This is a genomic window from Pseudomonas sp. AC252, assembly GCF_979258105.1.
Genome location: NZ_OZ409837.1, coordinates 4,885,718 through 4,904,379, shown reverse-complemented (window position 1 = coordinate 4,904,379; position 18,662 = coordinate 4,885,718). Strand labels below are relative to the sequence as shown.

Annotated in this window: 17 protein-coding genes; 9 read left to right on the top strand and 8 right to left on the bottom strand. The window is 59.8% G+C overall.

What is annotated here, in order from left to right; translation table 11 throughout:
- Positions 1-9: 9 nt before the first annotated feature.
- Complete coding sequence (locus ACZZZ4_RS22450) at positions 10-1,335, bottom strand: sigma-54 dependent transcriptional regulator (protein WP_434768931.1); 1,326 nt, start codon at positions 1,333-1,335, stop codon at positions 10-12.
- Between the two features lie 522 nt (positions 1,336-1,857).
- On the opposite strand from ACZZZ4_RS22450, the gene ACZZZ4_RS22445 reads away from it, so the two are divergent.
- The 3 genes from ACZZZ4_RS22445 to nhaB all read left to right on the top strand — a co-directional run bounded on the left by ACZZZ4_RS22445 (position 1,858) and on the right by nhaB (position 5,259).
- Positions 1,858-2,124: a hypothetical protein gene (locus ACZZZ4_RS22445; RefSeq protein WP_039760548.1), complete on the top strand. Its 267-nt coding sequence runs from the start codon at positions 1,858-1,860 to the stop codon at positions 2,122-2,124.
- 256 nt (positions 2,125-2,380) lie between these two features.
- Positions 2,381-3,670 carry an NHL repeat-containing protein gene (locus tag ACZZZ4_RS22440; RefSeq protein WP_463548808.1) on the top strand — a complete coding sequence of 430 codons (1,290 nt, stop codon included), beginning with the start codon at positions 2,381-2,383 and terminating at the stop codon, positions 3,668-3,670.
- Positions 3,671-3,756: 86 nt separating this feature from the next.
- Positions 3,757-5,259, top strand: coding sequence for a sodium/proton antiporter NhaB (gene nhaB, locus ACZZZ4_RS22435; RefSeq protein ID WP_415762514.1), 1,503 nt, complete (start codon positions 3,757-3,759; stop codon positions 5,257-5,259).
- Between the two features lie 296 nt (positions 5,260-5,555).
- On the opposite strand, the gene ACZZZ4_RS22430 is transcribed toward nhaB, so the two are convergent.
- The 3 genes from ACZZZ4_RS22430 to gnd are packed head-to-tail and all read right to left on the bottom strand — an operon-like array spanning position 5,556 to position 8,874.
- A complete protein-coding gene (locus ACZZZ4_RS22430; RefSeq protein WP_039760540.1) occupies positions 5,556-6,377 on the bottom strand; it encodes a Cof-type HAD-IIB family hydrolase in 822 nt (273 codons plus the stop codon).
- A complete protein-coding gene (zwf, locus tag ACZZZ4_RS22425) occupies positions 6,374-7,897 on the bottom strand; it encodes a glucose-6-phosphate dehydrogenase (protein ID WP_463538164.1) in 1,524 nt (507 codons plus the stop codon). Before zwf ends, ACZZZ4_RS22430 begins: the two co-directional genes overlap by 4 nt.
- Complete coding sequence (gene gnd / locus ACZZZ4_RS22420; RefSeq protein WP_039760537.1) at positions 7,894-8,874, bottom strand: phosphogluconate dehydrogenase (NAD(+)-dependent, decarboxylating); 981 nt, start codon at positions 8,872-8,874, stop codon at positions 7,894-7,896. The genes zwf and gnd overlap by 4 nt, the downstream gene beginning before the upstream one ends.
- A gap of 275 nt (positions 8,875-9,149) precedes the next feature.
- Here gnd and ACZZZ4_RS22415 point away from each other — a divergent pair, with 275 nt between their 5' ends.
- From ACZZZ4_RS22415 to ACZZZ4_RS22405, 3 genes are all read left to right on the top strand, one after another.
- Positions 9,150-9,332 (top strand): DUF6026 family protein, encoded by a 183-nt coding sequence (locus ACZZZ4_RS22415; protein WP_463548807.1) that lies wholly within the window; start codon positions 9,150-9,152, stop codon positions 9,330-9,332.
- 209 nt (positions 9,333-9,541) lie between these two features.
- Complete coding sequence (locus tag ACZZZ4_RS22410; protein ID WP_463548806.1) at positions 9,542-11,284, top strand: phosphoethanolamine transferase CptA; 1,743 nt, start codon at positions 9,542-9,544, stop codon at positions 11,282-11,284.
- A gap of 193 nt (positions 11,285-11,477) precedes the next feature.
- Positions 11,478-11,687 (top strand): hypothetical protein, encoded by a 210-nt coding sequence (locus tag ACZZZ4_RS22405; protein WP_463548805.1) that lies wholly within the window; start codon positions 11,478-11,480, stop codon positions 11,685-11,687.
- A gap of 181 nt (positions 11,688-11,868) precedes the next feature.
- On the opposite strand, the gene ACZZZ4_RS22400 is transcribed toward ACZZZ4_RS22405, so the two are convergent.
- From ACZZZ4_RS22400 to zapE, 3 genes are all read right to left on the bottom strand, one after another.
- Entirely contained in the window at positions 11,869-12,366 is a 498-nt protein-coding gene (locus ACZZZ4_RS22400) for a GNAT family N-acetyltransferase (protein ID WP_415762518.1), read from the bottom strand.
- A 200-nt stretch (positions 12,367-12,566) separates the two neighbouring features.
- On the bottom strand, positions 12,567-13,148 hold the full coding sequence (locus ACZZZ4_RS22395; RefSeq protein ID WP_463548804.1) for a DinB family protein: 582 nt from the start codon (positions 13,146-13,148) through the stop codon (positions 12,567-12,569).
- Positions 13,149-13,165: 17 nt separating this feature from the next.
- The gene (gene zapE, locus ACZZZ4_RS22390) at positions 13,166-14,314 is read right to left on the bottom strand and encodes a cell division protein ZapE (protein WP_463549306.1); all 1,149 of its coding nucleotides are present in this window, start codon (positions 14,312-14,314) and stop codon (positions 13,166-13,168) included.
- Positions 14,315-14,584: 270 nt separating this feature from the next.
- Between zapE and ACZZZ4_RS22385 the strand changes: the two genes are divergently transcribed.
- Both ACZZZ4_RS22385 and ACZZZ4_RS22380 read left to right on the top strand, forming a co-directional pair.
- A complete protein-coding gene (locus tag ACZZZ4_RS22385; protein WP_463548803.1) occupies positions 14,585-16,051 on the top strand; it encodes a nucleobase:cation symporter-2 family protein in 1,467 nt (488 codons plus the stop codon).
- Positions 16,052-16,116: 65 nt separating this feature from the next.
- Positions 16,117-16,590, top strand: a complete 474-nt coding sequence (locus ACZZZ4_RS22380; protein ID WP_463548802.1) for an LEA/WHy family protein — start codon at positions 16,117-16,119, stop codon at positions 16,588-16,590.
- Positions 16,591-16,737: 147 nt separating this feature from the next.
- On the opposite strand, the gene ACZZZ4_RS22375 is transcribed toward ACZZZ4_RS22380, so the two are convergent.
- Positions 16,738-17,661 (bottom strand): carbon-nitrogen hydrolase family protein, encoded by a 924-nt coding sequence (locus ACZZZ4_RS22375; RefSeq protein ID WP_463548801.1) that lies wholly within the window; start codon positions 17,659-17,661, stop codon positions 16,738-16,740.
- A gap of 84 nt (positions 17,662-17,745) precedes the next feature.
- Here ACZZZ4_RS22375 and ACZZZ4_RS22370 point away from each other — a divergent pair, with 84 nt between their 5' ends.
- Positions 17,746-18,660, top strand: coding sequence for a LysR family transcriptional regulator (locus tag ACZZZ4_RS22370; protein WP_463548800.1), 915 nt, complete (start codon positions 17,746-17,748; stop codon positions 18,658-18,660).
- Positions 18,661-18,662 lie beyond the last annotated feature (2 nt).

The window sequence follows — 18,662 nt, the reverse complement described above, 5'->3', positions numbered from 1 at the left end:
TTCAGCTGACTAACGAATCTGATGCTTATGCAACAACCGATAAAAAGTAGGCCGCGAAACCCCGAGGACCTTCGCGGCCACACTCAAATTATCACTATGCCGGTTAAGCACATCACATAACGCCTGCCGCTCCGCCCGGGTCTTGTAATCCTCCAGCGTGCCCATCGGTGTTGCGATGGAATGCTGGCTGATCAATCCCAGATCCCGCGCCTCGATCTGCCGCCCCTCTGCCAACACCAACCCGCGCCGTACCCGGTTCGCCAGCTCGCGGACATTCCCCGGCCAGTCGTGCTTGCCCATGGCAATCAGCGCATCTTCGCTGAAGCTCCTTGGCCGGCGGCCGGTCTCATGGCTGTAGAAGTGCGAAAAGTGGTTGGCCAGCATCGACAGATCGCCGTGGCGTTCACGTAATGGTGCGGTCACCACTTGCAGCACGTTGAGCCGGTAATACAGGTCTTCACGAAAACGCTTTTTCTCGATCGCTGCTTCCAGGTCGACGTGGGTTGCGGCCAGCACTCGCACGTCGACCGGGATCGGCTGACTGCCGCCGACCCGCTCGATGTGCTTTTCCTGGAGAAAACGCAGCAGATTGGCTTGCAATTCCAGCGGCAGGTCGCCGATTTCGTCGAGGAACAACGTGCCGCCGTTGGCGGCTTCGATGCGCCCGACCTTGCGCTGGTGGGCGCCGGTAAACGCGCCTTTCTCGTGGCCGAAGAGTTCGGACTGGATCAAATGCTCGGGAATCGCGCCGCAGTTGATTGCTACGAACGGTTTGTTGTGGCGCTGGGATTGTCGGTGCAGGGTGCGGGCGACCAGTTCCTTGCCGGTGCCGCTTTCGCCGCGAATCAGCACGGGCGATTCGGTCGGTGCAAGTTTGCTCAGCAGTTTGCGCAGTTCGCGAATCGGTTTGCTGTCGCCCAGCAGTTCGTGTTCCGGCTGGTCGACATGTATCGTGCCCTGCCCGCGCAGGCGCGCCATGCCGAAAGCACGACCCAGGGTGACCTGTACGCGCGAGACGTCGAAGGGCAAGGTATGGAAGTCGAAGAACCATTCACAGACGAAGTCGCCGACGTTCTGCAAACGCAAGACTTCCTGATTGAGTACGGCGATCCATTCGGTGCCGCTGCGGCTGATCAGCTCCTTGACCGCTTCAGGGCGTTCAAGGTGAAACGGCTGCAAGCGCAGCAGGCCGACGTCGCAGGCGCGCGCGCTGGCATTCTCAAGATTACAACTGTCGACATCCCAGCCTACGGCGCGCAATCCGGGCAACAGGCGATGACAGTCGTCGCAGGGATCGACCACCAGTAAACGTCTCGACGCAGGCGCTTCAATCATGACTGTTCCTTGGCGCCAAACATTGGAAATGATTGTAAAAACAGTCATTTGGCAGACCCGGTTGTAACACTAGCAAGATTTTGACGGGGGCTTGTATCGATTGCTTATAGGGGGTTGTTAAAAGAGTTATAAGAAAGATGGTTGTTAGTTAGCTATCGACTATTTGCGTTGTGTCAGAGAGCGGCCGCCTCACCCTAATCCTCTCCCGAGGGAAAGGGAACTGACCGAGGTGTTTGCACGGGGTACGCCGATCTGAAAGACCAAGCCGAACTTGAGTTTGAAAAGCCCACAAATCGGCTCCCTCTCCTCGGGGAGAGGGTTGGGGTGAGGGGTGAATTCAACGCGGTGTTCAGACATGGCAGGATCAACGAAACGAACTTACGTTATGTAAAGAACTTGAAATTTCTTTGTTTCACTTGTGACCCGCCCCCCGGTTGCGTGCATCAGTACAAGTAACCCGCCGCACGGTAAGCCCAACCGCCGGCACATCACTTGATTGGGCGCTAATAGAGAGAAGACCCCATGACTGCCCCGCTCCGTATCAACGAAGCTCTTTTGATTGCCAACCACGCCTTCAAGCCTTTTCAGTGCGTGGCCTGGGCGCCACAAGACGGCAATGGCGAACTGAGCCTGACCGTCGTCGACCGCACCAACTCCCATATCGGTCGCAAACAGATCCCGAGCAGCGCCTATTCTGACCCGGCGCAACTTGAACAACTGCTGCAGCAGGCCCGCGCCGAGTTGAGCGAAGAAGGCCACACGCTGCAATCGTGGTCGATGCCTCACTGATGACAGAACAAGGGCGGATGACGTTAAAGTCATCCGCCCTTTTCATGTGAGATAGCCGTTAGTTCTCGGGTCAGATATTGCTTAAATGCTTGGCTCGCTTGCGACTGGTTCAACAAGACACTGTTCTGGCACAGTGCGACCGTCGTTCTGTTAGTTCTTCCAGTTGTACTTCTCGTGGTTCAGGGATTGAATGTTTCGCTCATGCAGTCAGCCGCCCAATCACTGGGTATCGGCTCACTCGCAAGGAGCCTCGCGCATGTCCACCCTGAGCACTTATGCCCTACCTACCGCTTGGAATAATCCGGGATCGCTCGATTCGGCATTCGCTATCGGTGGCGTTGCGCAAGTGTACTTTGCCGGCAGTCTCTCCAGTCTGACCCAGCACGTTACCCTCGATGCACAGGGCCGAATTCTCGTCGCCGCGAAAGTAGGTACAGCCAACGGCAGCCGTTTTGGCTTGGCACGGTTGCTCGCCGATGGCTCCGCCGATTTGTCCTTCGGCCATCAGGGCAGCGTGATCGGCAGCTTCGTCAAAGGTTTCGAAGCCAGGGCCGGCAAGGTCCAGGTGCTGCCTGATGGCAGAATCATGCTGGCAGGTCTGCACTATGAAAATACCCATCGCACCCTGCCGGCCCTCGCTTTGTTTGATGCCAACGGCCAGCCAGATCAACGCTTCGGTGCTGTCGGCTTCCAGGTCGTGCGGCTGCCCGGCGATTTGTCCATGGGCACCCGTGACAGTTGGTTGCCACCGGGGGTGCCGGGCGTCGAGGCTTGTGATTTTGCGGTGCAGGAAGACGGCCACATTCTGCTGATCGCCAACCATCATTTCAGCCTCGCCGATCATGCCGGAATGCTGATTCGCCTCGAACCCGACGGTGGCCTGGACCAATCCTTCAACGGGCGCGGATTTGTCATGGTCCGCCACCTGCTGCTCAATACCTGGTTGAGCACGCTGCTGTTGAAGCAGGATGGGCGCATCGTCGTGGCCGGCTCGATCGACTTTCCGCAACAGGGACTGCTGGCAGTATATCGGCCCGATGGAAGCCTGGACGAGCGCTTTGCGGTTGACGGCTTCATGGCTTTCAAGGCGCAGGGCAACAGCGCTCAGGTCAATCAGATCATTGAATCTGAGGACAGGCTTTATTGTTTTGGCAGCAGTCGCGATCCGATCCGCTGCCTGACATTTGTCCTGCACACCAATGGCAGACCGGATTTGCACTGCCACCACGGCCTGCCGCAAGTGTTGGACATTGGCCCCAGCGGTTGCCAATGGAATGCGGCTCAGTTGATGAGCGACGGTCGGATCATCGCTGTCGGGGCAACCATCGGCGGGGTTGAGGCGGATTTCATGGTCGCCCGCTATCAACGCAATGGCAGCCTCGACCCAGAGTTTGGCCAAGGCCACGGCTGGCTGCGCACGCGGTTGGGTAGAAGTCTCGATACGGCGAATTCGTTAGCGGTCCAGGCTGACGGGGCCATTGTCGTCGGCGGGTATTCGCTGGATGGCAATTACCGGGCCTTGGTTGCGCGCTATCTGAATCAATAGTGCGTTCGACAGCCAATGCGAGGGGCCGCTTGATCTTCCCTGAAACATCCGGCAACTTTCGCGCTTCTATATAAAAGGAGCAGCCGATGTCCGGTTCAATCGCCCAAGCGTTCGCGCACAACTTCCTCGGGCAATCGCCACGCTGGTACAAGGCGACCATCGTCGGTTTTCTCATTCTCAATGCTGTGGTGCTGTTCACCATCGGTCCGGTTGCGGCGGGTTGGCTGCTGGTGATCGAATTCATTTTCACCCTGGCCATGGCGCTCAAGTGCTATCCGTTGATGCCGGGCGGCTTGCTGCTGATTGAGGCGTTGCTGCTGAAGATGACCACGCCGCAGGCGCTTTACGATGAGTTAGTGCACAACTTTCCGGTGATCCTGCTCCTGATGTTCATGGTCGCCGGCATTTACTTCATGAAGGATCTGCTGCTGTTCCTCTTCTCGCGCCTGCTGTTGGGCGTGCGTTCGAAAGCCATTCTGGCGCTGATGTTCTGCTTCTTGTCGGCATTTCTTTCGGCGTTTCTTGATGCGTTAACCGTGACGGCGGTAATCATCAGTGCGGCTGTCGGGTTCTACTCCGTGTATCACCGGGTCGCGTCGGGCAATGATCCGCGTCAGGACAGCGAGTTCAGTGACGATCAGCATTTACCTTCGCTGCATCATGACGACTTGAATCAATTTCGCGCGTTCCTGCGCAGCCTGCTGATGCATGGCGCGGTCGGCACGGCGCTGGGTGGCGTCTGCACACTGGTGGGTGAGCCGCAGAACTTGTTGATCGGCCACGAGATGGGCTGGCATTTCGGCGAGTTCTTCACCAAGGTGGCGCCGGTTTCGCTGCCAGTGCTGGTGGCAGGTCTGGTCACCTGCGTACTGCTGGAGAAGCTGCGCTGGTTCGGTTACGGCACGTTGCTGCCGGACAATGTGCGGGCTGTGCTGGCCAACTATGCGGCGGAAGACAACGCGAAGCGCACCTCGCGCCAGACGGCGGCTTTGCTGGTGCAAGGTGCAGCGGCGCTGATTCTGATCGGTTGTCTGGCGTTTCACTTGGCGGAAGTCGGCCTGATTGGTTTGATGGTGATTGTGTTGATCACTGCGTTTACCGGAATCACTGACGAACATCGCCTGGGTAGCGCGTTCAAGGATGCGATGCCGTTTACCGCGTTGCTGGTAGTGTTTTTCGCCGTAGTGGCAGTGATTCATGATCAGCAATTGTTCGCCCCGCTGATCCAGTGGGTGCTGGCGCTGCCTATGGATCAACAGCCGGGCATGTTGTTTATCGCCAACGGCCTGCTCTCGGCGATCAGTGACAATGTGTTTGTCGCGACCATTTACATCACCGAAGTGAAACAAGCGTTCCTCGCCGGGCACATGAGTCGCGAGCATTTCGAGGCGCTGGCGATTGCGATCAACACCGGGACCAATCTGCCGAGTGTGGCGACACCGAATGGTCAGGCCGCGTTTTTGTTTCTGCTGACCTCGGCGATCGCGCCGCTGGTACGCTTGTCTTACGGGCGCATGGTGTGGATGGCGCTGCCGTATACCGTGGTGATGGGCCTGCTGGGCTGGTACGCGGTGAGCTACTGGCTCTGACAGAACACTGATTGAAACTGTGCAAGCGGGCTTGCTCGCGAAAGCGGTGTGTCAGTGAACTGATTTGTTGCCTGACCCGGCGCCTTCGCGAGCAAGCCCGCTCCCACACTGGTTTTGTGTTTTTGCCGGGATTTTGTGCACGCCGCTGAAACCTTGTGGGAGTGAGCTTGCTCACGAAGGCGGCGGCACATCCACCCTCTCAGTCGCCTGACCCGGCGCCTTCGCGAGCAAGCTCGTCCCACAATGGTTTCCGGTGAGCCGAATTCCAGGCAGCCCATATCAGGCTTTGGTTTGACTCAGTGCGGGAGGATGTACTTTTTGATCGCCTGGGCCACGCCGTCTTCAGTGTTCGGCGCGGTGACGACGTCGGCCTGGCGCTTAACCGCCTCTTCCGCCTGGCCCATGGCAATCGACAAACCTGCACATTTGAACATCGCCGGGTCGTTGCCGCCGTCGCCGATGACGGCGGTCTGTTCCAGCGGTACGCCGAGGTACTCGGCAATCGTCGTCAACGCAGTGCCCTTGTTGGCCTCCAGCGCAGTGACGTCGAGATACACCGGCTGCGAACGCGACACCTGAGCCATACCGTTGACCTTCGGCAACAGCTGCGCCTCCAGTTCGATCAACAGTTCTGTGTTGTTGCTGGTCGCGACAATCTTGTCGATCCGCTGCAGATACGGCTCAAAACTCTCCACGACCACCGGCGGGTAACCGAGGCCACTTTGCTCACGCGGAACCATCGGCCCGTGCGGGTCCTTGAGCAGCCAGTCACCGCCGCTGAACACCCAAACCTCGACGTCCGACTGATCGGCAAACTGCGCCAGCGCAATCAGTGCGGTCGTCGCCGGCAAATAATGCGCGGCCAACAGTGTGCCGTCCGGTTTGACGATGGTGCCGCCATTGAACGCCGCCGTCGGCAGATCAACGCCCAGGGCCTCGATCTGTTGCAGCATGGCTTTCGGCGGGCGTCCGCTGGCGAGGCTGAACAGCACGCCGGCCTCGCGCAATGAGCGCACGGCGTCAATGGTGTGTTGATTCAGCGTGTGATCGGGCAGCAACAAGGTGCCGTCCATGTCGCTGAGGAGAAAACGGATGGGTTGTTTCGCCAGGTCACTCATCCCAGACCGTGCCAGACGCGGCCATCGCGAGTCAGGAGATCTTCCGCTGCTTGCGGGCCATCGTCACCAGCCGCGTACAACTCGACGCTGGCGTCCTGCTGCCAGGCATCGAGGAATGGCTGAACGGCTCGCCAACCGTTCTCGATATTGTCAGCGCGCTGGAACAGCGTCTGATCACCGGTCAGGCAGTCGTAGATCAAGGTTTCGTAGCCGGTGGAAGGCTGCATCTCGAAGAAATCCTTATACGCAAAACCCAGCTCTATATTGGCCATGTTCAACGCCGGCCCCGGCCGCTTGGCCAGCAGGTCGAACCACATGCCTTCGTTTGGCTGGATCTGGATACGCAGATAAGTCGGCTGCAGCTCATCGACTTCGGTGTCGCGGAACTGCGCGTACGGCGCCGGTTTGAAGCAGATGACGATTTCCGTGTCGCGTACGCTCATGCGTTTGCCGGTGCGCAGGTAGAACGGCACGCCGACCCAGCGCCAGTTATCGATCATCACCTTGAGCGCCACATAGGTTTCGGTGGTGCTGTCGGGCGAGACGTTGGCTTCTTCGCGATAACCGTTCAACGGTGTGCCGTCGCGCTCGCCCGATGTGTACTGGCCGCGCACTGAGTTGGCCCGCGCCTCTTCGGTGGACCAGGGGCGAATTGCCCCCACTACCTTGGCCTTCTCGCCACGCACCGCATCGGCGCCGAATGCGGCCGGCGGTTCCATGGCGACCATGGCCAGCAACTGGAACAAGTGATTGGGCACCATGTCACGCAGTGCGCCGGTGTGTTCGTAAAAACTGCCACGGGTTTCGACGCCAACGGTTTCCGCCGCCGTAATCTGCACGTGGTCGATGTAATGATTGTTCCAGAACGCTTCGAACAGGCTGTTGGAGAACCGGCTGACCAGAATGTTCTGCACGGTCTCCTTGCCCAAATAATGGTCGATCCGGTAGATCTGCTTCTCGGACATGACCTTGAGCAGGCAAGCATTCAAGGCTTCGGCGGTGTGCAGGTCGGAGCCGAATGGCTTCTCGATCACCACCCTTCTGAACGCTTCGGGCGTTTCTTCAAGCAAACCGGCGCTGCCGAGGCGGCGCACCACCTCACTGAAGAAACGCGGCGCGGTGGCCAGATAGAACACCGCATTGCCAGTGCCGCTGTCGGCGATTTTCGCCGCCAGGGCTGAATAAGTGCTGTCGTCGAGGAAGTCGCCCTGGACGTAGCTGATGCCTTTGGCGAGCTTGGCCCACAAGACCGGATCAAGCATCTGATCGCCCTTGCCGACCTTCGCCGCCACTTCGGTGCGGATGAAGTCCTCGAGCTTCTGCGCGAAGGCTTCATCGGTAATGGCGTTGTGATCAACGCCGACGATCCGCAGATTCTCGTCGAGCAGGCCGTCGCGACTGAGGTTGTACAGCGCCGGCATGAGCAAACGCTTGACCAGGTCGCCGTGGGCACCGAACAGGAACAGCGTGGTCGGTGGTGCGGGTTCTGCCTTGGATTTTCTGCGGATCGTACGGGTCATTTTTTCGCGGTCTCCACGTGGCCGCCGAAGCCGAAGCGTTGTGCCGACAGGATCTTGTCACCGAAGGTGCCCTGCCCGCGCGAGCGGTAACGGGAGAAGAGCGAGTTGGACAGCACCGGTACTGGCACCGCTTGCTCCATGGCCGCTTCGATGGTCCATTGCCCTTCGCCGCTGTCAGCCACGGAACCGGAGAAACCGTCGAGCTTCGGATCGCTGGCCAGCGCATCGGCAGTCAAGTCGAGCAACCAGGACGAAACCACGCTGCCACGACGCCAGACTTCGGCGATGTCAGCCACGTTCAGGTCGAAACGCTGATCTTCAGGCAAACGTTCGCTGGATTTGGTCTTGAGGATGTCGAAGCCCTCGGCGAACGCGGCCATCATGCCGTACTCGATGCCGTTGTGAATCATCTTCACGAAGTGCCCGGCACCGGCAGGACCGGCGTGGATGTAGCCATGCTCGGCGCGATGGTCGTCGGACTTGCGGTCCTTGGTGCGCGGGATGTCGCCCATGCCCGGCGCCAGCGCGGCAAACAGCGGGTCGAGGCGCTGCACGGTTTCAGCGTCGCCGCCGATCATCATGCAATAGCCGCGCTCAAGGCCCCAGACGCCGCCGGAGGTGCCGACGTCGATGTAGTGCAGGCCCTTCTCGTTCAAGGTCCTGGCCCGACGGATGTCATCCTTGTAGTTGGTGTTGCCGCCGTCGATGATGGTATCGCCGGGTTCGAGCAATTCGCTCAGGGTGTTGATGGTGTCTTCGGTCGGCGCGCCGGCCGGCAGCATGACCCAGACCGCGCGCGGCTTGTCGAGGCCGGCGACCAGCGCTGGCAAGTCGGCGACGCCAGTGGAGCCCTCGGCGACCAGGTTATCGATGAAAGCGGTATTGCGGTCGTAAACAACGGTGGTGTGCCCGTTGAGCATCAGACGTCGCGCAATATTGCCGCCCATGCGGCCCAGTCCAATAATCCCGAGTTGCATGTGCTGATGCTCCTTACTACAAATAAATGTGTGTCATTGGTTATAGCCCAACGCGACTGATGGAGGTTAGTCCAGAGCGTTGCGATGAAGTTTCCGGGCATTGTGCCCGATCCAGAGTGATAACGCCCCGAATCCTGCCGAAGACACACCGACCATGAAAAATAAAAAAGTTCCCTTTAAGGGCAAAAGAAATCAAAATTGGCGCCGATAGTAAGTCAAGCGCCTCGGCACGAGGAGTGACTTACAGTTGATGCACGCCATTTGCGAGGTGAGCAATGGGCACAGTACACACAGTAATGCCGCCACAAACCCTCTACGTTACGATCCGTCGCGATGAATTGCGCCAGTTGAAAGACGAGCGCGACCAGTTGCAGCACGAATTGGCGCAATTGCGCGCACTGACCCAAGGCTCGCAGCCGCAACCGCGTCCGGTTGTGCAGCGCGCACCGCACGCCTGATCCCCGCTTGCTTCGGGAACGGCCATCGTCGTTCCCGACACGTTGCACCTCTGAACGCCTGATACCCATCATAAGCCGGCTTAACAAATCTTTCACATGCCCTTGGGGATACTCCGCCCCATTCTGGCCGTACCTGCGCGTACGGCCTCTGTTCGTCGGTGTCATGGAAGCGTTCCGGCGTGGGTTTGATGATTGAGCTGGAGCGCGTAATGGCATTGTTCAAACGCAGCAAAACGACTGCGAGCGGTTTCGACTGGGCCGGATTTATCTGGCTGTTCGTCTTCTTCTGGTATTTCTCGGGGATCACCCAACTGCTGATCCAGCTGACCGGCACATCCGGCTTCACCGGATTTCGTCAGGCGTTCGTGATGAGCGCGCTGTGGCTGGCGCCGATGTTGCTGTTCCCCAAACACACTCGCCTGCTCGCCGCCATCATCGGCGTAGTGCTGTGGGCCTGCTCGATGGCCAGCCTCGGCTACTTCTTCATTTATCAGCAGGAATTCTCGCAGAGCGTCATCTTCATCATGTTCGAGTCGAACGTGTCGGAAGCCGGCGAGTACATGACGCAGTACTTCGCCTGGTGGATGATCCCGGCGTTCCTCGCCCATACCGCGTTCGCTTACTTTTTATGGACGCGTCTGCGCCCTGTTTACATGCCGCGCGGTCGCGCGCTTGTAGCGGCGACGGCGATTGTAATCGCCGTGGTCGGCTACCCGCTGGTCAAGCAGACCCTGCGCATGGGCACCTTCGCCCAAGGCTTCGAGAAATTCGAAACCCGCATCGAGCCCGCCGTGCCGTGGCAGATGGCCGTGGCGTATCACCGCTATCAGGAAACCCTCGGTGACATGCAGGGCATGCTCGACAGTGCGAGCAAGATCCCGCCGCTGAAAAACCTCAAGGACGCCTCTGCCGGTCAGCCGGCGACTTTGGTGCTGGTGATCGGCGAATCGACCAACCGTCAGCGCATGAGCCTCTACGGTTACCCGCGCAACACCACGCCGGAACTGGACAAGCTCAAGGATCAACTGGCGATCTTCGACAACGTCATCACCCCGCGCCCCTACACCATCGAAGCGTTGCAGCAAGTGCTGACCTTCGCCGATGAGCAGAACCCGGATCTGTACCTGTCGACGCCATCGCTGGTCAGCGTGATGAAACAGGCCGGTTACAAGACCTTCTGGATCACCAACCAGCAGACCATGACCAAGCGCAACACCATGCTCACGACCTTCTCCGAACAGGCCGACGAGCAGGTGTACCTGAACAACAATCGCAACCAGAACGCCGCGCAATACGATGGCGACGTGATCGAGCCGTTCAACAAGGCACTGACTGATCCGGCTCAGCGCAAACTGATTGTCGTGCACCTGCTCGGCACACACATGAGCTACCAGTACCGTTATCCGCCGACTTTTGACAAGTTTCAGGATCGCCAGGGCGTCCCTGCCGGCGTACGCGACGATCAACTGCCGACCTACAACAGCTACGACAATGCGGTGCTGTACAACGACTTCGTGGTCTCGAGCCTGATCAAGGACTACGCCAAATCTGATCCGAACGGCTTTTTGCTGTACCTGTCCGACCACGGCGAAGACGTCTTCGACTCGGCCGGCCACAGCACGCTGGGCCGCAACGAGAACAAGCCGACCGCGCCGATGTACACCATCCCGTTCATGGCCTGGGCCTCGCCGAAGTGGAAGCAAAACCACGACTGGAACTTCGCTGGCGACCTCAGCCGGCCGTACAGCAGCTCGCAGTTCATCCACACCTGGGCGGATCTGGCCGGGTTGAGTTCGGATGAACTGGATCGCAGCAAGAGTCTGGTCAGCGACCGCTTCGTGCCGCGCAAACTGTTGATTGGTGATCCGTATCAGACGGCGAAACGCTCACTGATCGATTTCAGCTTGATGAAGCCCAAGCAGCCTGCTCCGGGAGAGGTGGCGCAGAAGTAACACGACAAAGGGCCTGCGAGGGCCCTTTTTTGTGTGTGCTGATGGGCGTGCTGCGTCGGCACTCCACATTGAAATACCCGGCAATATTTGCCCTTGACCCGCGTTAACCCATTGTTAATGGCCGCAACGCAGACTCTCTTCCGCGGTCTGCTTCACGGACGAACCGACTCCCACTTGTTCAGTAGGAGGCAACATGAAAATCACCCCTTTCATCCTCACCACCCTGCTCGCCCTCGGTTCCACCAGCGCCTTCGCTGAAGGCGGTGCCGAGCGTATGCGTTATTACTACGACAATTTCCCGGTCCAGCACGCGCAAAGCGAGCAGAAGGCCGACGCCAGCGCGAAGGAAATTCGCGTCCCTGCTGACCAGACGGCGCAGGTGACCGAGTCTTATCGCGACTGAGTTTTATCGAGCAACCGATGGACCTCCCGTGGCTCCGCTCTGGCCCGGGAGATGACAGTTGAGGCGCCCTGATTGGGGCGCCTTTTTTTGGTCAGGCAGATTGGGCCAGTTCGATGTATTGCGCCCGGCCAACTCGGTCAGTCACCTCTCCCTCTGGGAGAGGGTTAGGGTGAGGGGATTTTCAGGCCTGTAAATCCTTTATCCAGAACAGCATCCGTCCGTGATCCGGATTGAACATCCCCGGTGCAAAGCCGAATTTGCGATACGACCCTTGCGCCACCGCATTGCCTTCCAGCACCTCCAGGGTGATTTTGCAGCAACCGCGCTGGCGGGCGATTTCCTCGACTTTCTGCAGCATTTTCTGGCTTAGCCCCAAGCCGCGGAATTTGCCGACCACCGCGACGTCGTGAACATTGACCAGCGGTTTACAGGCAAAAGTCGAGAAGCCCTCGAAACAGTTGATCAGCCCGGCCGGATCGCCGCCAACGAAGGCCAGCACGCTGAAGGCATGCGGGCGGCGGGCGAGTTCTTCGGGCAGGCGTTGCAGCAGTTCAGGGGCGATTGGATGACCGCCGCCCATGGGATCTTCGGCGTAGTGGTTGAGCACGATGCCGATGGCTTCGGCGTGCACCGGGTTGCTGTAGCTGGCCTGAAGTACGAGTATTTCTGCGGAATCCATTTCCATCCCCGATTAAGCAAAGAGCCCCGGCGCGCAAGGTGCTAGCTGAAAGGCTGGAGGGGACATTAGCTTGGGTGCGCCGGAGAGGGCAACTTGAAAAGCTGAAGATCAAAAGATCGCAGCCTCGTTGCACTCGTCAGCTCCTACGGTCCGATATGTGTAGGAGTTGACGAGTGCAACGAGGCTACGATCTTTCGTGGTCAGTGGCCCCAGATAAGCTCTTCAGTCCAGCCCAGTTCGGCGAAGTCTTCGGCGCGCAATGCGCTTTCCCCTGCACAGAAAAACTCATCCAGTTGTGGCGGTTGAACCGTCGTGCCGCTGAGCATTGCGTGCACCTGGCCGCGATGATGGATCTGGTGTTCGAACAGGTGAGAAAGCATGCGCAGGCGGCTGTCATGTTGCGGCGTGTCACGGGCGATGGTGACGATTCTTGGCAGATCGGCATCGCGCAGTTGCTCGCAATAGGCGATCAGCCGGCGATCGACGCGAACCTGTTCTGCACGCAGCGCGGCGGCGGTGGTAAACGGCTCGTCCTGATTGAAGAACACATAGCAATCGGGATGCGGCTCGTCACCGCGCAATTCGCGCTCCAATGCGTCGACGTAGAACCAGTCGCAGGTGAGGATGTGGTTGAGCGTCAAGCGAATGCTCGGGAAGAAACTCACCCGCGGCGCGACCAGTTCAGCGGCATCGAGCCGGGTCCAGGTTTTGGCCAGGCGATGATTGGCCCAGGCATTCTGGTAAGCCATGGTCAGCAAATGATGGGACAGCGGTTGACTCATGTCGGCGCCCTCTTCTGTCAAACTTCGGCGAAACGCTGCAACTGCATCTCCTGCAAACGGCTGAGGGTGCGGCGGAACGGGAATTCCAGATAGCCCTCGGTGTAGAGCGCGTTCATCGGCACGCTTGCCTCGACGTACAGCGGCACCTTGCGGTCGTAGCATTCGTCGACCAGCGCGATGAAGCGGCGCACGCCATCGTCGTGTACTGACAACTGCGGCAGCTCCCGATCGCCGGCGACGACACGCTCGGCGCCGTCTTCGGTACCGCGCGCGATGCGTCCCTCGCGCTTCTTGGCGCTGAGGTTCGGCACTTCGCTTAACAGGATAGCCCGGTAGCGATCACACAGGGCAATGAAGTCCATGGCGGCGAAAGGTTGTTCGCACAGATCGCTGTAACGGCACCACAGTACGGATTCACTGGCCTGTACCACTTTGAGCATTCGATGGCCCACGGCGACGGGCTCTTCGCTGACAGTCTCATCTGAAGCGAGCGACTGGAACACGGCATCGAGTGCACTCGGCGAATCGGTCGTGCTGACAAAATAGCGCTGTGCGATCGCCCCCGGATGCAAGCGATGGTCCTCGGCGCCATTCACCGCGACCACCTGCATATGCGCCTTTATCGCCGCAATCGCCGGCGTAAAGCGATCACGGTTGAAGCCATCGGCGTATAGATCATCGGGCGGCAGATTGGAGGTGCAAACGATCACCACGCCTTCCTCGAACATCACCTGAAACAGCCGGCCGAGAATGATCGCGTCGCCAATGTCATTGATGAACAGTTCGTCAAAACACAGCACACGCACTTCGCCAGCCAGTTCCTTGGCCAGCGCGCGCAACGGATCGGCGATGCCACTGAGTTGAAACGAACGCTGATGCACCCAGCCCATGAAGTGATGAAAGTGTTGACGCCGCGCCGGCACGCGCAGGCTCTGGTAGAACTGATCCATCAACCAGGTCTTGCCACGACCGACCGGCCCCCACAGATACACGCCGCTGACCGAGCGGGCACCGGCGTGCAAGGCTTCATGGCATTTCTGCAAGGCCCAGACCGCGTGTTCCTGGGCTTCATCCTGAATGAAGCCCTTGTAGTCGACCGCGTATTGCCAGGCACTGAGGGGGAGTCGAAAGTCATGCGCGGGAGTATGCCACGGGCGATTGGCCATTGCTGATCGACGCACGCATGATCGTTCCCGCGCTCTGCGTGGGAATGCCTCAAGGGACGCTCCGCGTTCCAGCTCTGGAAGGGACGCGGAGCGTCCCGGGCTGCATTCCCACGCGGAGCATGGGAACGATCAGAAGAGCAGGCTCGCTCCCACAAAGGCAGTAAAACCTGACCTTTCAGGCAGTTATTGCTCGTTGCCCTCGCCGCCCGCTTGCGGCATTCTGCGCACCCATTTTCTGACCCGGCCCCGCCTCGCGGCGCGCACCTGACCATGACCGCCTCTGACAAAGCCTCGCGCAACAACGACCTGATCTACGGCCTCAACGACCGTCCGCACCTGACCGCCACCGTGTTCGCCGCGCTGCAACATGTGCTCGCGAGTTTCGTTGGCATCATCACCCCGACCCTGATCATGGGCGGCGCGCTGGGCCTGCAGAGTGAAATCCCTTACTTGATCAGCATGGCGCTGTTCGTCTCCGGTCTCGGCACTTTTGTCCAGGCCAAGCGCTTTGGCCCGGTGGGTTCCGGTCTGCTGTGTCTGCAAGGGACCAGCTTTTCCTTCATCAGCGTGATTCTCAGCGCCGGGTTCATGGTCAAGGCGCGTGGCGGCGGTACTGACGAAATCCTTTCGACGATCTTCGGTGTGTGTTTCTTCGCAGCATTCATCGAAGTGGTGCTCAGCCAGTTCATCGGCAAGCTGCGCATGCTGATCACTCCCGTAGTGACCGGCACGATCATCACGCTGATGGGCCTGTCACTGATCAAAGTAGCCATGACCGACATCGCCGGCGGCTTCGGTGCGCCCGACCTGGGCGCGGCCAGTCATGTCTTTCTCGCGGCACTGGTGATCGGCACTATCGTTGTGCTGAACCGCGTCGACGTGCCGTTTCTGCGGCTGGGCGCGATCGTCATCGGCCTGACCCTGGGTTACGTGGTGGCATGGCTGATGGGCACGGTGGATTTCGCCTCGATGCCCGAAGTGCCGCTGGTCAGCGTGCCGGTGCCGTTCAAGTACGGTTTCAACTTCGATTGGGTGGCGTTTGTGCCGGTGGCGGTGATTTTTCTGGTGTCGCCACTGGAAGCGGCCGGTGACCTGACCGCCAACTCGATGATCTCGCGGCAACCGGTCAAAGGCCCGCTGTACATCCGCCGGATCAAATCCGGCCTGCTCGCCGACGGTCTCAACTCGGCCATGGCGGCGGTGTTCAACAGCATGCCGATGGTGACTTTCGCGCAGAACAACGGCGTGATCCAGCTGACCGGTGTGGCCAGCCGTTATGTGGCGTTTTTCATCGCCGGGCTGCTGGTGCTGCTCGGTTTGTTCCCGATGATCGGCGCGGTGTTGCAATTGATGCCAAAACCGGTGCTGGGCGGCGCCGAACTGGTGATGTTCGGCACCGTCGCCGTGGCCGGGATCAAGATCCTCGCCGAGGCCGGCCTGCATCGACGCAACATGCTGATCGTGGCGATCTCGCTGGGCATGGGCCTGGGCATCGCGGCGGTGCCGGAAGTCTTGCGCGAACTGCCGCAAGCGCTGCGCAACATCTTCGAATCGCCAATTACTGTCGGTGCGTTGTGCGCTATCGTGCTGAACATCTTCCTGCCGGAAGAATTCATCGAGCTGGAAGAAGATGATTTCGACCCGGAGGCGTCGATTCTGCAGGTCATGGAAAACCCCGACGTCACCGCCAAAGCTGAACCTGACCAAGCGGCGGCTGTCGCACAGTTGAACCGCTGACGTCGCGCCTCGGAGAAAAGGGCTGCACCGGCAACGGTTCAGCCCTTTTTTGTCGAGAGATTCTTATGCGCCGCGTCCACGCCGTCATCCTGTCGCTCTTGCTGTCGTCCCTCAGTGCCTGCGCGCTGTTTCCCAACCGCGACCCGGTCAACATCAACGTGGTCGGCCTCGAACCGTTGCCCAGTCAGGAGCTGGAAGTACGCTTCGCGATCAAGCTGCGCGTACAGAACCCCAATGAAACGGCGATCGATTACAACGGCATCGCCCTGGATCTGGAGGTCAATGGTCATTCGCTGGCTTCCGGCGTGAGCGATCAGAGCGGTTCGATCCCACGCTTCTCTGAAGCCATTGTCACAGTGCCGGTCAGCGTCTCGGCGTTCTCGTTCCTGCGCCAGACATTGGGCCTGAGCCAGACGCAAAGCCTCGATAACCTGCCCTACGTGCTGCGCGGCAAACTGGCCGGTGGGGTGTTTGGCACAATGCGCTTTACCGACAGCGGCAAGTTGAGCCTGCCCAAGGCGAGCGCGGCGACCTGGTAGTCCGCGGTCCAAATCGGCAGAACAACACACAACCCCTGTGGGAGCGAGCCTGCTCGCGAAGGCGGTGGTTCAGGCAACTGCGATATTCATGGTGCCTACGTCTTCGCGAGCAGGCTCGCTCTCACAGGTTCTCTACAAGTTTCAAGGTCAGGAGTTGAACCGCACCCCCGGCTTCGCGCGCTCATCGACGGTCAACTCGAATACATCCGGCCGCGCATAGTGGCCGACCACATCGTAGTCATACCGCGCGCGGACCAGTTCATCCGTGTCGATCTGCGCCGTCAGCAATCCCGCCTCGCCACGCAGCGGTCCCGCCAGTACATCGCCCATCGGCCCGACAATCACACTGCCGCCAGCAATCAACGGTCGATCACCCGGCCAGTTGGCAATTTCCACCCCCAATTCATTCGGCGAGGCCTGCACCTGGCAGGCGCTGACCACGAAACAACGGCCTTCGTGGGCGATGTGGCGCATGCTGACCTGCCACATCTCGCGCTCGTCCACGGTGGGTGCGCACCAGACTTCGACACCTTTGGCATACATCGCCGTGCGCAGCAGCGGCATCATGTTTTCCCAGCACACCACGGCGCCGAGCTTGCCGACCTGGGTGTCGAACGCCGGTAGCGTCGAGCCGTCACCCTTGCCCCAGATCAGTCGCTCGGTTCCCGTAGGCATGAGCTTGCGGTGTTTGCCGACCAGTCCTGCCTGAGGGTCGAAATACAGCACCGTGCAATACAACGTGCTGCCGGCGCGCTCGATCACGCCGATCACCAGATTGGCCCCGGTGCGCGCTGACAATCCGGCCAGTGCGTCGGTTTCCGCGCCAGGCACATCAATGGCGTTGGCAAAATACCGCGCGAAGGCCTCACGCCCCTCGGGCAGTCGATAACCCAACTGGGTGCCAAAGCCCTCGCCCTTCGGATAGCCACCGAGCAGGGCTTCCGGCATCACCACCAGCGCCGCGCCGGATTGGCGGATTGCGTCTTCCCAAGCAAGGATCTGCTCAAGGGTTTCGCCTTTGCCGCCGGGCAAGGCACCGATCTGCAACGCCGCGACTATGGATTTGGCCATCGTGTTTACTCCATCAGGTTCAGGTGTTGCTGATTCTCCAGCGTCACGCGATCATGAATAAAGCCCTACCCACTGCTGAATGATATGAGTCAAATGAATATCGCCGACATCGACCTCAACTTGCTGAAAGTCTTCGAAGCACTGCACGATGAATCCAGCGCCAGCCGCGCCGCCCTGCGCCTGGGCGTAACGCAATCGGCAGTCAGCGCGGCATTGCGTCGCTTGCGTGAGGTGTATGGCGATCAGTTGTTCGTGCGCACCGGGCGCGGTCTGGCGCCGACGCTGCAAGCCAATCAGCTGAAACCGGTGATCAGCGATGCCCTGAACAAATGCCGGCAAAGTCTGGCCATGCTTGATCCCGCGGCCAATCAATACGACGGGCGCACGGTAGCGATTGGTCTGTCAGATGATTTTGAAATTGCCTACGGCCGCCGCCTGATCGAAGAAATCGCCCGTCGCGCGCCAAAGCTGCGGCTGATTTTTCGCCAGACCCACAGCCAGATCGTCGCCCGCGCACTGATGGAACGCAGCATCGACCTGGCGATCACCGCCGGCGGGTTTGCCGAGCGCCTGCTCAGTCGTCAGGTGCTGGGTGAAGGTGGCTACGCGTGTCTGGTCGATCGCGACAGTCTCGCGCCCGGCCAGCAGCAGATCGAGTTGCAGGAGTTTGTTGCGCGCGAGCACATTCTGGTGTCGTCCGGCGGCTTTATCGGCATTACCGACGAGGGATTGGCGGCAGTGGGATTGAGCCGCCGAGTCTGCGCGTCGACCACGCATTTTGCCGCGCTGCCGTTTCTGCTCAAGGGCAGTCAGGCGGTGGCGACGATCCCGGCCCATGCCGCCGCAAGTATCGCGGCCCTGAGCGGACTGGCGCTGCTGCCCTGCCCTTTGGCTTTACCGCGTTATCCGGTGGAGCTCGGCTGGCGCACCAGCACGCAGATCGATCCGGTGCTGGTCAAGGTTCGCGAGGCGATTGCCGCCACGTTCAGCCAGACGTGAAG